Consider the following 13,746-nt stretch of genomic DNA (forward strand, 5'->3'; position numbering starts at 1 on the left):
CGACTGAAACCTGATTTACGAGGACTGCACCATGAACCTGCTTACCGATTCCCCCCTGCAATCAGTCGAACACAGCGTCATCTGGCTGCTGATCGGCTTCTCCGTACTGACCTGGGGTCTGGCCCTGATCAAGGCGATTCAATTCGCTCGCCAACGCTACCAGGATCGCAAGTTCCAGAAGCAGTTCTGGGCTGCCACCAGCCTGGATTCGGCTTCCGATTTGGGCCAGAACCAGAGCGGTGCCGTTGGCCGCGTAGCCCGCGCCGGTTTCGCCGCGATCCAGGTACCGGACGGGCAACCTGCCGACCTGGCGCACTCGATCAACCATCAGGACCGCCTGGAGCGCGCCCTGCGCCAGCAGATCCAGCGTGAGCGCCGCTCCCTGGAGTCGGGCCTGGCGGTGGTTGCCTCGATCGGTTCGACCTCGCCCTTCATCGGCCTGTTCGGCACCGTATGGGGCATCATGGAGGCCCTGAAAGGCATCAGCGCCGCTGGCAACGCCAGCCTGGAAACGGTTGCCGGCCCCATCGGCGCAGCCCTGGTAGCCACCGGTGTGGGGATCGCCGTCGCAGTCCCCGCGGTGCTGGTCTACAACTACTTCCTGCGCCGCCTGAAGCTGACCGCCGCCGACCTCGACGACTTCGCCCACGACTTCTACAGCCTGGCGCAGAAGAGCGCATTCAAGGTCATCGTCCATCCAGGCGGCAAGCGCACTGTGAGCAGCCAACCTGTGAAAGAGGCATCCTGACATGGCCTTTTCCACGCAAGACAGCGATGAAGTGCTGAGCGAGATCAACGTAACGCCCCTGGTCGACGTGATGCTGGTGTTGCTGGTGGTGTTCATCGTCACCGCGCCGCTGCTGACCAACTCGATCCCGATCAACCTGCCGAAGACCGAAGCGGTAGCCCCGGCCGACCAGAAGGACCCGTTGGTGGTAAGCATCGACGGCGAGGGCAAGATCTTCATCAACAAGGACGAGATCCAGCCCGAGCTGCTCGAAAGCACCCTGGCCGAAGCCAAGGCCAAGGACGCCGAGATCAAGGTGCAACTGCAGGCTGACGACCAGGTCGACTATGGCGTGGTGGCCAAGTCCATGGCCGCCATCGAGCGCGCCGGTATCACCAAGCTGGCAGTGATCACTGCCCGTTAAGATTCCATCTTTGCTTGCTAGCTCCGAGCCGGTTTACCGGCTCTTTTTTTCCTGTCGAAAAGCTCGGCCGTTCATGGCCATGGGTGCAGGAAGGCTGCCTCGCACGATCCCTGACCTTTGCGGGAATCCGCGAGTCGCACAGCTTTTCGCCGCTCCGCTGGGCCTGCGCATGGTCAGCGGCATCGAGAGGCCCTTGACGCTGACGCATGGGTATACAAGGCGGGTGTCCGATATTTGGGGCCATGCCGTTATTGAGATTCTGTGTCCTGCCATCTACACAACGAGTACTCGAGTACCGTGTTTGGCCATTTTTATATGCATCAGGAATCCCTGATAGAAGAAAGGGATGTTGTCTGACTTGTCACCCGATAGGCGCCCTTTGACTTTGTCAAAAGTCATCATGGCCACGTGGAAACGAGGTTCCCCGACAACGAGTACGGGCTGGTTCCTTTCAGTATTCCAGGCGAACGACCCACCATTCTGGCGATAGCCGACTTCAAGGATATAACTGCCGACGAGACTAACCAGCGTCTCTATGTCATCTGGCTGTAGCTCAGCTCGATAATGAGAGGCTTCGTCAAGAATCTCTTCGATCATCTCCAGGCTCGCTACTGAATAGTCCAGCGTTCCTCGAGCACGCTCCTGAAGTTGCTTGACCGTCAACGCCGCTTTTTCATGAATCTGATCTTCTAGCGCTTGCTCTGTCGCATATGTGCTCATCGGAATTACTGTCGCTATTGCCAGGGTAAGTAGCTGTCGGCGTTTCATGAGTAGGGTGGCCTTGTTCAAGAGTGACAGCAAAGATTGGCGTTTGCTCCTCTGTCATCTTCGGCGAATTCTAAGGGTGCCATCATGCGCTGAACTATTTCTTGGACGTTTCGATTGTCCGCTCTTCGAGCTCACTGGCTTTCTTCATTCCGTTCATGCCGATAAACACTTACCGCTTCATAAACCGCCTTGCGCAGCCGGTTTATCCCGCCAATCGGCCGATGTTCCGGTAGCGCATGCCAGGGATTGAAGGAGAGGTTGTCGCAGAACAGGTTCTGCTCGGTGCCATCGAAATCCTGGGCGGCAACCCTGATGGTGGCCACGGTTTCGAACGGGGAGATTTTCTCGCTCCACTCCACGCTGGTGTCTTCGATGGGCATGTAGTAGTCGGGGTTCTGGCGTTGTACCTGGATGGCGAAGCAGGCTGGCGTGCGGTCGAGGGACAGTTGCTGGTAGAGGGCATTGCGCAGGAAGTTGGGCAGCGCGGTGTTCTGTGGCGGCAACTGGTAGGCCGGGCAGTTTTCCGGAGCGGGAATCACGCGATATTTGATGTTGTGCGGACCGAATTTGTACGGTGCGACCGAGCTGTAGATGGTGTCTACGGGGCTGGCCGGGGCGGGGGCCAGGGTCTTGAGGGCGGTGATCAGGTGGCGGACTTCCCAGGTGCGCGGGTCCCAGCCGGGGAAGAACGCCAGCACTTTCTTGCCATCGGCCTGGGCGGCGAAGTTCTGCTTGTACTCGGCGACGTCGCGGACGAAGAACACCGGGTGGTTGAACATGACGAAATCCTGCTCGCGGGCATGGGCCGGGTCCGGGACCAGCTTGTCGCCGGGCACGTCGAGCAGCTTGATCGCCATGCCACGGGCATCGCGCACACGGTCGAACTGCGGGTAGGCATTGCCGTTGGACAGGCGCATCCAGGCCTGCCAGGTCTTGCCCGGTTCGGCGAACACCCCCTGGCGCAGGGCCGGGTCCAGGTCGGCGAGCACGTTGACTTCGGCCTTCACACAGCCATGGGCCTTGGCGTGGGCGTCGCGCAGCACGCGGGTATTGTCCCGGTGTTGCTCGACCACGCGAATGGCGTCTTCGATGATGCCTTGGGTCAGGGCCGCCTCGCCTGGCGGGATTTGTTCCTCGGCGGAGACCGGACCGGAGAACTTCCAGCCGTAGTAGGCCTCGCCGATGGCCCAGGCTCCCAGGCCGAGTACGCCGAGGGCCAGGAGCGTCTTGCCGAGCAGGCGGCCGAGCCAGAGCCAGAAACGTTTGAGCATGGCGGGCATCCTTATGGGTTCGAGGCGGTTTGTGCGTAGCATTTCGGACCGGGCGTCCAGGGCTTCGGTGGTATCGGTTGCAAGCGGCTTTCCTGGGCTTCGTTGCCGAGCACCTTGAGGTATTCGATCAAGGCCCAGCGCTCCTCGGGCGACAGGGCCCGGCCAATCACGCCGTCCTGGCGGCAGCCATCGCGGAATTCATGGCCCCGGTTGCCGTTGCCGGTGATGCGGGTGTCGAACAGGAAACCGCCCTTGAATTTGTCGCTGACATAGCCGACATGCTTGGGGTCGTACTCGAAATTGCCGACCCAGAACCGGCTGTCGCGTTCGGGCACCGGGGAGAGCAATTGGAACAGGGTCGGCACCGAGCCATTGTGCAGGAATGGCGGTGTGGCCCAGATGCCATAGAGGGGGCGGGCCTTGTAGGCCATTTCCTCGCGTACGCCGATCTTCAGGTTGTAGCCATCCATCTGGCCGCGCTGCGGCTGAACGATGCCGGCATCCCGGTAGGCGCGGTCTTCGACGTAGGCGGTGACATAGGCCAGGCCCTTGGCGCTGGACAGGCTCGCAAGGTCGACATCGGCCAGGTCGCTGCCGAACAGCTCGACGTCCATCTGCGCCAGCCTGGTCTTGTCCCAACCCAGCTTGCTCAGGTCGAAACGGTGGTTGGCGATGTTCGCCGCGGTGGTCGGGTCGGTGCCGATTTCATCGGTCTTGACCATGCGCAGCTTCCACTCGGGATCGCGCTCCGGTGCCAGACGCTGGTCGGGCGGCACCGGGTTGGGCGCGTGGCAGCGCGCGCAGTTCTCGGCGAACAGTGCGCGACCCTGGCTGGCCAGGCCGATGTCGATCTTGCCGAGGATGGCTTCGGGCCAGGCCGGCGGCTTCAATTGCTTGAGCGTTTCTTCCAGGGTGTAGAGATCGTGCAGGCGCACACTGGACGGATAGCGCTGGGCTTCGGGCAGGGCCTTGCCCTGGTCGTCGAACAGGGTCAGGGTCGCGCCGACCCCGAGGGATTCACCGATGTTGCGCGCCATGGGCTGCATGGCCGAGCCATTCCACTGTACCCAGTCGAATTTCCAGATATCCCATAGCTGCGGGTAGCTGACCGGCGCGTCGGCGACGCGATAGTTGGCCGGTTCGATGGCATCGCCGAAAACGCCGTTGGCGATGCGCCCGAAGGCGTCGGTGCGGCCGAACCCTTCCTCGGTTGGGTAGAGGCCACGATGCCAATCGTTGTAGGCGGTGGCGAGCAGGCGGTCGAGCACGGCCTTGAAGTCTGTACGCAAGGCCTCATGATCGCTTTCGTAGCGGTCACCGAGGACCTTCTCGGCGAAGCGCTTGAACTTGACCGGGTTGTAGTAGGTGAAGGCCATGCTCATGCCCAGCGCCTGGCCGAAGCCACCGCCGCGCAAGGTCGGTACGGTGGAGGCGAGGGAATGCAGCGCCGCACCGCCGTCGATGCGAATGGCCACGCCCCGGTAACGCAGTTCGCCGGTGTGGCAGGCGGAGCAGGTGATATCGAGAAACTGCTCACCGCTCTGTGTGTCCAGGTGGTGGGTGAGCCCGACCGGCAGGTTGCCGGGGTTGGCCTTGCTGGCGACCTGGGTCGGATCGGTGAGAAAGCCGAAGCGTGCCAGGCTTTCCGGGGCGGCGAAGCGCGCGCGGGAGAACGGCTGCTCCAGGGCGACGAACCAGTCGTAGCGCAGGCCTTTGACCCGTGTGCCTTGCGGCGTGTAGTAGTAGGTCTGGCGGGCCTGTTCGCTCCATTGGTCGAGGTAGACCACCTTGCTCGGTTCATCGAACACCGGCAGATTCGGGTTGGCCACGTAATAGAGCATGACGGCGATACCGATCAGCACGACCAGCACCAGTAACTGCAAAATACGGCGAAGCGTGCGCATTGCGACATCCCTGTTATCAATGTGGTTATCAGGATGCTGGTTATGCCAAGCATTTACTGGCTTGGCAAGGCTCCGGTCGGTGATGGACATGTCGTCTCATTCCATCTTGTCCGACTGTCATCGCAACGAAGCGGCAAAGGGCGACCGGGCTCTGGTAGGATGCCCAACCTTTGAGCCCGACGCTTGTCATGCCGGGCCCGTTTTCCGAGAGGTTTTCATGGATTTGTGGATAGCCCTGCAGGCTTTGATTCTGGGTATCGTTGAAGGGTTGACCGAGTTCCTGCCGATTTCCAGCACAGGGCACCAGATCATCGTTGCCGACCTGATCGGTTTCAGCGGCGAGCGTTTCCAGGCCTTCAACATCATCATCCAGCTCGCGGCCATCCTGGCGGTGGTCTGGGAGTACCGGCGCAAGATCCTCCAGGTGGTGGTCGACGTGCCGAGCAAGCGCCCGGCGCAGCGCTTCACCATCAACCTGATCATCGCGGTGTTGCCGGCGGTGATTCTCGGCGTGGCGTTCGCCGACCAGATCCACGAATACCTGTTCAACCCGATCACCGTGGCCGTGGCGCTGGTGGTCGGTGGCGTGATCATGCTCTGGGCGGAATTTCGCCAGCATGAAATCAAGGTCGAGGATGTCGACGGCATGCACTGGAGCGACGCCCTGAAGATCGGTTGCGTACAGTGCCTGGCGATGATTCCCGGCACCTCCCGCTCCGGCTCGACCATCATCGGCGGCCTGTTGTTCGGCCTGTCGCGCCGTGCCGCCACCGAGTTTTCCTTTTTCCTGGCGATGCCGACCATGGTCGGTGCGGCGTTGTATTCAGGCTACAAGTACCGTGACCTGTTCCAGCCGTCGGACCTGCCGGTCTTCGCCGTCGGTTTCGTCACGTCGTTCATCTTCGCCATGATCGCGGTCAAGGCACTGCTCAAGTTCATCGCCAACCACAGTTATGCGGTGTTCGCCTGGTACCGCATTGCCTTCGGCTTGTTGATCCTGGCGACCTGGCAGTTCGACCTGATCGACTGGAGCACGGCGCAGGGCTGACAGCGAGGAGCAGCAGAAATGGAACTGCGTGGCACGTTGCGTAGCTGGAATGATGACAAGGGCTTCGGCTTCATTCGCCCGGAGCAGGGCGGTGCCGACGTGTTCGTGCACATTTCGGCGGTGCGCGGGGACGCGCGTCCGAAAGCCGGGCTGAGCGTGTTCTACGTAGCAGGCAAGGACGAGCAGGGGCGCTTGCGTGCCGAGCACATGCGCGGCGAGGGCTTGAGCCTCGACCGCCCGGCGATCCGGCGAAAACCCAAGGCGGCCGAGGCCGGGCCTCAGGAGTCGTCGCGTCGACAGGTGTCGGATGCCCAGCGCAAACGCGCTTCCGGTATGCGTGATTTCCACCTGAAGCTGGTGCTGTTCGCCTTGCTGCTGGGCATGCCGCTTCTGGGGGCGCTGCTGATGTTTTCCAAGCATGGCCTGGTCTGGCCGTTGCTGGTTTATCCGGTGGTCAGTGCCTTGAGCTTTTTCCAGTACTGGGGTGACAAGCAGAGCGCACAGAAAGGCCACTGGCGCACGCCAGAAAGCACCCTGCACCTGAGCGAACTGGCGGGTGGTTGGCCCGGCGCGCTGATCGCCCAGCAAGTGTTTCGCCACAAGACGCGCAAGGCCAGCTTCCAGCTCGTCTTCTGGGCCATCGTCATGTTGCATCAAGGGTTCTGGCTGAACTGGCTGCTCGGTGGCCGCCTGGTTGGCCAACTGCTGCGTGGCTGGTTGCCTTACTGATCGAGCAGCAGGCCGACCCGTTGCAGCTTCGGCAGTTTGCCGACGATCAATTGATGGGCGCGGGTCAGCAGGGCGCGCAGTTCGTCATCGCTCATCGCCAGCGGCGGCGCCATGGCGATCCAGTAAGCGCGGGCCAGATAGGGCGCGGGGCGAATACCGGGGCGGTCGACGTAACCGAGGAACAGGTCCTGGTCGACCTTGAACGCCAGCTCGTCGCGGACGATGGCGAACATCTTTTTGCCGGGCAGGCAGAAGACCCGGCGGCCACCCCATTTGATGTCTTCGACGACACCTGGCAGTTGCAGGCAGAATTGCGCGACCTGTTCGAGGTTCATGCCGGTTTTCCTACGTTGCGCATCAAGGTGATGCTGATGACCAGAGCGATGGCCGAGAGGATCGCCGAGGCGAGGAATATCGCGGCGAAGCCGAAGCCATTGGCGATGGCGCCCATCAGCGGGCCGGCGATGCCGAGGGCCAGGTCGAAGAATATCGCATAGGCACCCAGGGCCGAGCTGCGGCTGGCGGCGGGAATCCTCGATATCACTTCCACTCCCAGGGCTGGATACACCAGCGACAGGCCAAAGCCGGTCAGGGCCGCGCCACACAACGTGAGTACAGGCTGCGGCGCCAGCCAGAGCATTAGCAGGCCGATGCTTTCCAGGGTCAGGCAGGCGATGGCCACGCGGTAGCCGCCACGGCTCTTGATCGCCCCGGCGAACAACAGGCGCGCGCCGATGAAGGCAAAGCCAAAAGCGGTCAGCGCATAGGCTGCGCCTTCCCAGCCACGGCTGGCGTAATACAGGGTGATGAAGGTGGCCAGGGTGCCGTAGCCGATCGAGCCGAGCCCCAGGGCCACGCCATTGGGCAGGACCCGCATGAACACGCGGCTGAACGGCAGGCGTATGCCCTGGTTGATCGGCGCCGCCGGTTTATTGCGGGCGGCCAGCAGCGCACCGACGCCAAGCAGGATCAGCAGCGTGCCCAGGCTCCAGAGGCCCAGGTGGGCGACCATCAGCACGCCCAGTGGCGCACCGATGGCGATGGCACCGTAGGCGGCGATGCCGTTCCAGGAAATCACCTGGGCCGTGTTTTCCGCACCGACCTGGCCGATGGCCCAACTGATCGAGCCGGTGCCGACCAGCCCTTGGGCGACGCCGAGGGTCAGGCGTGCCGCGATCAGCAGGCTCAGGCTGAGCCATGGCGTTTCCTGCAGGGATGTGGAGAGCAGGGTCAGTACGCCGCTCAGGGTGCAGCCGATCAGCCCATAGATCACTGCGCGCTTCGGCCCGAGCCGGTCACACAGGCTGCCGGTCATGGGGCGCGAGGCCAATGTCGCGAAGTACTGCAGGCCGATGATGAGACCCGCGATCATGGAGTCGTAGCCAAGATCGTTATGCACGTAGCCAGGCAGAACGGCCAGGGGCAGGCCAACGCAGAGGAAACCGATGAAGGTGAAGAGGACGATGGCAATGATCTGCAGCGTACTGCTCTGGGAGCTCATGCAGGCGCTCGTGCTGGGGTGAGGACTTCGGGCGGTCATGATGGACGAAGGGGGCGGCTAAAGAAAGCAGGCTAACGATTCGCGCGTACCCGCCGTTGCCTGCGTCGCTCGGTAATTGGCCTATACCGGCAGCGGCATGCTTTTCAGCTCGTTGTCGAGATGTTCCAGCCAGGCCCTTACCGCCGGCAGCATGCCGCGTCGATGGGTATAGGCCGCCTGTAGCTGGCCGCTCGGCAGATGCCAGTCGGGTAGCAGGCGTACCAGGCTGCCGGCTTCGAGTTCGGCATGGCAGTGCAGGTGTGGCAACAAGGTCATGCCAAGGGCTTGCTGGGCACAACGCTTGCGGATGTCGAAGTCCTCGATGCTCAGGCGTGCTTCCAGGGCAACGTCCTGGCGGTTGCCGCTGTCGTCGAACAGTTGGTAATGCACGCGTCGATCATTCTCCACCGCGCCAAGCACCGGCAGCCTGGCCAGATCCTGCGGGGTCGTGATGTCCAGGCCTCGCAGCAGGGCGGGGGCCGCCACCAGCAGTGCCTGGGCCTCGGCCAGAGGACGGCAGATCAGTGCGGGGTCTTCGTCGCCCTGGTCGCGCACCCTGAGGGCGACATCGATACCTTCGTCGAGCAGGTCCATGCGCCGGTTGCTCAGGACTATCTCCAGTTGCACCTGCGGATAGCGCTGCAGAAAGCTCGGCACCATGTCACGCAGGTTGGTGCGCATCAGCCCGGTCGGACAGGAGACGCGCAGCCGGCCACGCGGCTCGCTGCTCAACGAGGCGACGGTTTCCTCGGCTTGTTGCGCCTCCATCAGCATGGCCTGGCAGTGACGCAGGTAGCGCTCGCCCACATCGGTCAGCGCCAGTTTGCGGGTGGTGCGCTGCAGCAGGCGCACACCGAGGCCTTCTTCCAGTTCGGCGACGCGTCGCGACAGGCGCGATTTGGGAACCCCGAGCAAGCGACCGGCAGCAGCGAAGCCACCGCACTCGACGACCCTGGCGAAGTAGAAGAGATCGTTGAGATCACGCATTAAGAAATCCTCCAGCGGGCGCGCACTATCTCATCGCCGGGGCATGACTACCATCCTCTGCTCCAGATGGCCTGATCCATGCAGTGACTGCCTTGAGTAACAGTGCCGTATGGTGAGCATCATGCCTATTCGTCGCTTTATCCTGCTGATCTGCTGTTACCTGCTGCCAGCCGCGGTCGAGGCCGCTGGTAACTGGGCGGTGGGCTTCCATCGCCTGGTCCTGAGCGACCCGCTGGACGATGGGCAGATGCATGCCGTGGCCTTCTATCCCAGCCTTTCGGCGCATGGCACGACCGTCGTCGGCCTCTATGAGGTCGGCGCAGAGGCCGAGGCACCGGTCGCGGCGGGACATTTCCCGCTGATCGTGCTTTCTCACGGCAACGCCGGTTCGCCGTTGGCGCAGCATGACCTGGCTACTGCGCTGGCGCGCCACGGCTTCATTGTCCTGGCTGTGCTGCATCCCGGTGACAACTATCAGGACCAGCGTCGGCTTGGCACCTTGAGCAACCTTTATGGCCGGCCATTGCAATTGTCGGCCGCCATCGATGCACTGCAGCGGGATGCCTTGCTGGCGGGCAGCCTGGATGCGCGGCGGGTGGGGGTGATCGGCTATTCGGCGGGGGGTGAAAGCGCGCTGATCATGGCCGGCGCCAGGCCCAAGGCCTCATTGTTGCGGGCCTATTGCCAGGAGCGTCCGAACGATGCGGACGCCTGTGCCAATGCGGGCGAACTCGTTGGTGATCGCGCCGACCTGAGCGCCAACGCGGACCCGCGCGTGGCGGCCTTGCTGCTGCTGGCACCGCTGGGGCTGATGTTCGATGAGAGCCGCCTGCACGAGGTCCGGGTTCCGGTGCTGCTGTACAGCGGCGACCATGACCAGGTGCTGGCCCCCGAGCGCAATGCCGGCGCGTTGGCGCGCAATCTGCCATTCGCGCCGGACTACCGGGTGTTGCCCGGCGCCGGGCATTTCGTGTTCATCGCGCCGTGCTCCACGGCGATGCAGGAGGCTGTGCCGCCATTGTGCGAGGACGAGGAGGGGATCGACAGGGTCGCGATTCACGACCAACTGGGCGACGAGGCGGTACGCTTCTTCCGTCGTGCGCTGGTCGGTTCCCTGCATGCGTCGGCGCAATGAGCGATTGGCATCATGAGTAGGACGATGCGTCACACAATTGCCAACTAATCGAGTTTTGAGTTCATGGGTAGGATTGCCTTCATTCCAATCCCTCAAGGAGATCGCCCATGAAACTTCTGCACCTCGATTCCAGCATCCTCGGCGATGCATCCGCTTCCCGTCAGCTTTCCCAGCGCCTGGTGAAGGCCTGGAGCGCAGCCGAGCCGGGGCTCGCGGTGACTTACCGCGATCTGGCGCAGCAGGCGCTGGGGCACCTGTCTTCGGCGAGCCTGGCTGCTGGCGCAACCCCGGCCGAGCAACGCGATGCGGCGCAAAACGCGGAGGTCGCTCTGGCCGAGGCAACCCTGCAAGAGTTTCTCGACGCAGACGCCATTGTGATTGGCGCACCGATGTACAACTTCACCGTGCCGACCCAGCTCAAGGCCTGGATCGACCGTATCGCCGTTGCCGGCAAGACCTTCGCCTACGATGAGAACGGCCCCAAGGGGCTGGCGGGTGGCAAGAAGGTGGTGATCGTATCCACCGCTGGCGGCATCCACGCCGGCCAGGCCAGCGGCCAGGCGCATGAGGCCTATTTGATCCAGGTATTGCAGTTCCTCGGCATCACCGACATCGAGGTGGTGCGGGCCGAGGGCCTGGCCTACGGCGAAGAGCCGCGAGCCAATGCCCTGAAAGCGGCGCAGGAGCAGATCGAGGCCCTGTTCGCCGCGGCCTGATCTGAAGCTGCTCGGGTGGGCTGTGCCGGGTTTCAGCCCATCCTGTACCTGATCGGTCCCGACGCATGCTGTTTAATGGTGCGTATGGGTGGATTCTTCGCACAAAACCGGGGCGCTTGCGCTGCGCGGCAAGCGTCGTTACGGAAAGTAAAGGCAAAGGCAGGCAATTCGGTGTTGTCGTCAGTTTTTTTGGCTTTTTGATTTTCCCGATGCGAAGAAATCTTTCAAAAAACTCCTTTTTTTTATCTCCGAACTCTTAATTTTCTGCTTTGTTTCCTGAGGTTAGGACTGGCACAAGCCTTGCTGTCACCTGTTGCCTACTAAATATCAGGAGCACTCCATGTCGCAGAAGATTTTCAGAAAAGGTTTTCTGGCCCTTGCGGTTACCGCCGCGATGGGCACTTCTTCATTCGCTCAGGCCGATGTGGTGATCGGTGTCGCCGGGCCTCATACGGGCGCCAACGCTTCTTATGGCGACCAGTACTGGCGTGGGGCTTCCCAGGCCGCAGAAGACATCAACGCCGCCGGCGGTATCAATGGCGAGAAGATCAAGCTGGTGAAGGCTGACGACGCCTGCGAGCCGAAGCAGGCCGTGGCGGTGGCCAACCGCCTGGTCGATTCGGACAAGGCGGTCGCTGTGGTCGGCCACTTCTGCTCGTCGTCGACCATGCCGGCGTCCGAGGTCTACGACGAAGCCGGCATCATCGCCATCACGCCCGGTTCGACCAACCCGCAGATCACCGAGCGTGGCCAGACCGGCATGTTCCGCATGTGCGGCCGTGACGACCAGCAGGGCATCGTCGCTGGCGATTACTTGGTCGACAAGCTGAAGGCGAAGAAAGTCGCGGTCATCCACGACAAGGACACCTACGGCCAAGGCCTCGCCGATGCGACCAAGGCGCAACTGGCCAAGCGCGGTATCGAGCCGGTGCTGTACGAGGGCCTGACCCGTGGCGAGAAAGACTTCAACGCCCTGGTCACCAAGATTCGTTCCACTGGCGCGGAAGTCGTGTACTTCGGCGGTTGCCATCCGGAAGCCGGCCCGCTGGTGCGGCAGATGCGCGAGCAGGGCGTCAACGCCACCTTCGTTTCCGGCGACTGCATCGTCACCGACGAACTGGTCACCACCGCTGGCGGCCCGCAGTATACCAAGGGCGTGCTGATGACCTTCGGCGCCGACCCGCGCCTGATTCCCGACGGCAAGGCGGTGATCGAGAAATTCCGTGCCAACGGTTTCGAGCCTGAGGGCTACACCCTGTACTCCTACGCGTCGGTCCAGGTCCTGGCTGCCGCGTTCAAGGGCGTGGGCAGCACCGATGGGGCCAAGGCCAGCGAATGGCTGAAGAGCAACACCATCGATACGGTGATGGGCAAGAAGGCGTTCACCGAGAAGGGCGACCTGAAGGTTTCCGACTACGTGATGTATGAGTGGGACGACAAGGGCAAGTACCACCAACTGCCCTGATCCAACCCGCGCGCACCGCTTCATGAGGCCGGTGCGCCGCTTCTCTTCAGCAGCATGCCACGCCAATGCGGCGCGGCACGCTGCTCGTATTCCATGCCTGTGAGAGTTTCTTCATGGACGGCATTTTTCTTCAGCAATTGATCAACGGGGTGACCCTGGGCTCGGTCTATGGCTTGATCGCCATCGGCTACACCATGGTTTACGGCATCATCGGCATGATCAACTTCGCCCACGGCGACGTGTACATGGTCTCGGCCTATCTCGCCGCCATCGGCATCGCCGTGCTGGCTTTCTTCGGCATCAACTCGTTCCCGTTCCTGATTCTCGGCACACTGGCGTTCACCATCGTGATCACTGGCGTCTATGGCTGGACCATCGAGCGCATCGCCTATAAACCGCTGCGCAACTCGACGCGCCTGGCCCCGCTGATCAGTGCCATCGGCATGTCGCTGATCCTGCAGAACTTCGTGCAACTGAGCCAGGGCGCGCGCCAGCAGGGCGTACCGACCCTGCTCGAAGGGGTGATCAAGTTCCACGTTGGCGACGGCTACGTGCAACTGACCTATACCAAGCTGTTCATCATCGTCGCCTCGATCATCGGCATGGCGATCCTCCACTACGTGATCCAGCACACCAAGCTCGGCCGCATGTGCCGCGCGACCCAGCAGGACCGCAAGATGGCCTCGATCCTCGGCATCAACACCGACCGGGTGATTTCCTACGTGTTCGTCATCGGCGCCTCGATGGCGGCCCTGGCCGGCGTGCTGATCACCATGAACTACGGCACCTTCGACTTCTATGCCGGTTTCATCATCGGTATCAAGGCGTTCACCGCCGCCGTGCTCGGCGGCATCGGCTCGCTGCCCGGGGCGATGCTCGGCGGCCTGATCCTCGGCGTGTCCGAGGCGCAGTTCGCCGGCATGGTCAACTCGGACTACAAGGACGTGTTCAGTTTCTCGCTGCTGGTCCTGGTCCTGATCTTCCGGCCCCAGGGCCTGCTCGGCAAACCGCATGTGACCAAGGTGTAACGGC

At 62.5% G+C, this 13,746-nt stretch carries 14 protein-coding genes; 8 read left to right on the forward strand and 6 right to left on the reverse strand.

From position 1 onward, the window contains the following. Positions 1 to 31: 31 nt before the first annotated feature. Both ACSZPK_RS07345 and ACSZPK_RS07350 read left to right on the forward strand, forming a co-directional pair. Positions 32 to 748: a MotA/TolQ/ExbB proton channel family protein gene (locus tag ACSZPK_RS07345; protein ID WP_437880775.1), complete on the forward strand. Its 717-nt coding sequence runs from the start codon at positions 32 to 34 to the stop codon at positions 746 to 748. 1 nt (position 749) lies between these two features. Further along, positions 750 to 1,151, forward strand: coding sequence for an ExbD/TolR family protein (locus ACSZPK_RS07350; RefSeq protein ID WP_437880776.1), 402 nt, complete (start codon positions 750 to 752; stop codon positions 1,149 to 1,151). 273 nt (positions 1,152 to 1,424) lie between these two features. On the opposite strand, the gene ACSZPK_RS07355 is transcribed toward ACSZPK_RS07350, so the two are convergent. The 3 genes from ACSZPK_RS07355 to ACSZPK_RS07365 all read right to left on the reverse strand — a co-directional run bounded on the left by ACSZPK_RS07355 (position 1,425) and on the right by ACSZPK_RS07365 (position 5,094). Continuing rightward, positions 1,425 to 1,919 (reverse strand): hypothetical protein, encoded by a 495-nt coding sequence (locus tag ACSZPK_RS07355; protein WP_437880777.1) that lies wholly within the window; start codon positions 1,917 to 1,919, stop codon positions 1,425 to 1,427. Between the two features lie 131 nt (positions 1,920 to 2,050). Then, on the reverse strand, positions 2,051 to 3,199 hold the full coding sequence (locus ACSZPK_RS07360; RefSeq protein ID WP_437880778.1) for a catalase family protein: 1,149 nt from the start codon (positions 3,197 to 3,199) through the stop codon (positions 2,051 to 2,053). Between the two features lie 2 nt (positions 3,200 to 3,201). After that, a complete protein-coding gene (locus tag ACSZPK_RS07365; protein ID WP_437880779.1) occupies positions 3,202 to 5,094 on the reverse strand; it encodes a di-heme-cytochrome C peroxidase in 1,893 nt (630 codons plus the stop codon). A gap of 217 nt (positions 5,095 to 5,311) precedes the next feature. On the opposite strand from ACSZPK_RS07365, the gene ACSZPK_RS07370 reads away from it, so the two are divergent. Both ACSZPK_RS07370 and ACSZPK_RS07375 read left to right on the forward strand, forming a co-directional pair. Further along, a complete protein-coding gene (locus ACSZPK_RS07370) occupies positions 5,312 to 6,142 on the forward strand; it encodes an undecaprenyl-diphosphate phosphatase (RefSeq protein ID WP_437880780.1) in 831 nt (276 codons plus the stop codon). 18 nt (positions 6,143 to 6,160) lie between these two features. Continuing rightward, positions 6,161 to 6,871, forward strand: coding sequence for a DUF1294 domain-containing protein (locus ACSZPK_RS07375; RefSeq protein WP_437880781.1), 711 nt, complete (start codon positions 6,161 to 6,163; stop codon positions 6,869 to 6,871). Here the strand turns inward: ACSZPK_RS07375 and ACSZPK_RS07380 are convergent. The 3 genes from ACSZPK_RS07380 to ACSZPK_RS07390 all read right to left on the reverse strand — a co-directional run bounded on the left by ACSZPK_RS07380 (position 6,865) and on the right by ACSZPK_RS07390 (position 9,398). Beyond that, on the reverse strand, positions 6,865 to 7,206 hold the full coding sequence (locus ACSZPK_RS07380) for an MmcQ/YjbR family DNA-binding protein (RefSeq protein ID WP_437880782.1): 342 nt from the start codon (positions 7,204 to 7,206) through the stop codon (positions 6,865 to 6,867). The two genes, ACSZPK_RS07375 and ACSZPK_RS07380, sit on opposite strands and share 7 nt — an antisense overlap. After that, positions 7,203 to 8,372: an MFS transporter gene (locus ACSZPK_RS07385; protein WP_437880783.1), complete on the reverse strand. Its 1,170-nt coding sequence runs from the start codon at positions 8,370 to 8,372 to the stop codon at positions 7,203 to 7,205. Before ACSZPK_RS07385 ends, ACSZPK_RS07380 begins: the two co-directional genes overlap by 4 nt. Positions 8,373 to 8,492: 120 nt before the next feature. Beyond that, on the reverse strand, positions 8,493 to 9,398 hold the full coding sequence (locus ACSZPK_RS07390) for a LysR substrate-binding domain-containing protein (RefSeq protein ID WP_437880784.1): 906 nt from the start codon (positions 9,396 to 9,398) through the stop codon (positions 8,493 to 8,495). 109 nt (positions 9,399 to 9,507) lie between these two features. Between ACSZPK_RS07390 and ACSZPK_RS07395 the strand changes: the two genes are divergently transcribed. The 4 genes from ACSZPK_RS07395 (at position 9,508) to ACSZPK_RS07410 (ending at position 13,742) form a co-directional block, all read left to right on the forward strand. Further along, positions 9,508 to 10,533, forward strand: coding sequence for an alpha/beta hydrolase family protein (locus tag ACSZPK_RS07395; protein ID WP_437880785.1), 1,026 nt, complete (start codon positions 9,508 to 9,510; stop codon positions 10,531 to 10,533). A gap of 107 nt (positions 10,534 to 10,640) precedes the next feature. Continuing rightward, on the forward strand, positions 10,641 to 11,249 hold the full coding sequence (locus tag ACSZPK_RS07400) for an FMN-dependent NADH-azoreductase (protein WP_437880786.1): 609 nt from the start codon (positions 10,641 to 10,643) through the stop codon (positions 11,247 to 11,249). A 340-nt stretch (positions 11,250 to 11,589) separates the two neighbouring features. Beyond that, on the forward strand, positions 11,590 to 12,714 hold the full coding sequence (locus ACSZPK_RS07405; RefSeq protein WP_437880787.1) for a branched-chain amino acid ABC transporter substrate-binding protein: 1,125 nt from the start codon (positions 11,590 to 11,592) through the stop codon (positions 12,712 to 12,714). A 113-nt stretch (positions 12,715 to 12,827) separates the two neighbouring features. Then, complete coding sequence (locus tag ACSZPK_RS07410) at positions 12,828 to 13,742, forward strand: ABC transporter permease subunit (protein WP_437880788.1); 915 nt, start codon at positions 12,828 to 12,830, stop codon at positions 13,740 to 13,742. The last annotated feature ends 4 nt before the right edge of the window (positions 13,743 to 13,746 follow it).

This window comes from Pseudomonas sp. LRF_L74, from assembly GCF_965644255.1.
Classification (GTDB): Bacteria; Pseudomonadota; Gammaproteobacteria; order Pseudomonadales; family Pseudomonadaceae; genus Aquipseudomonas.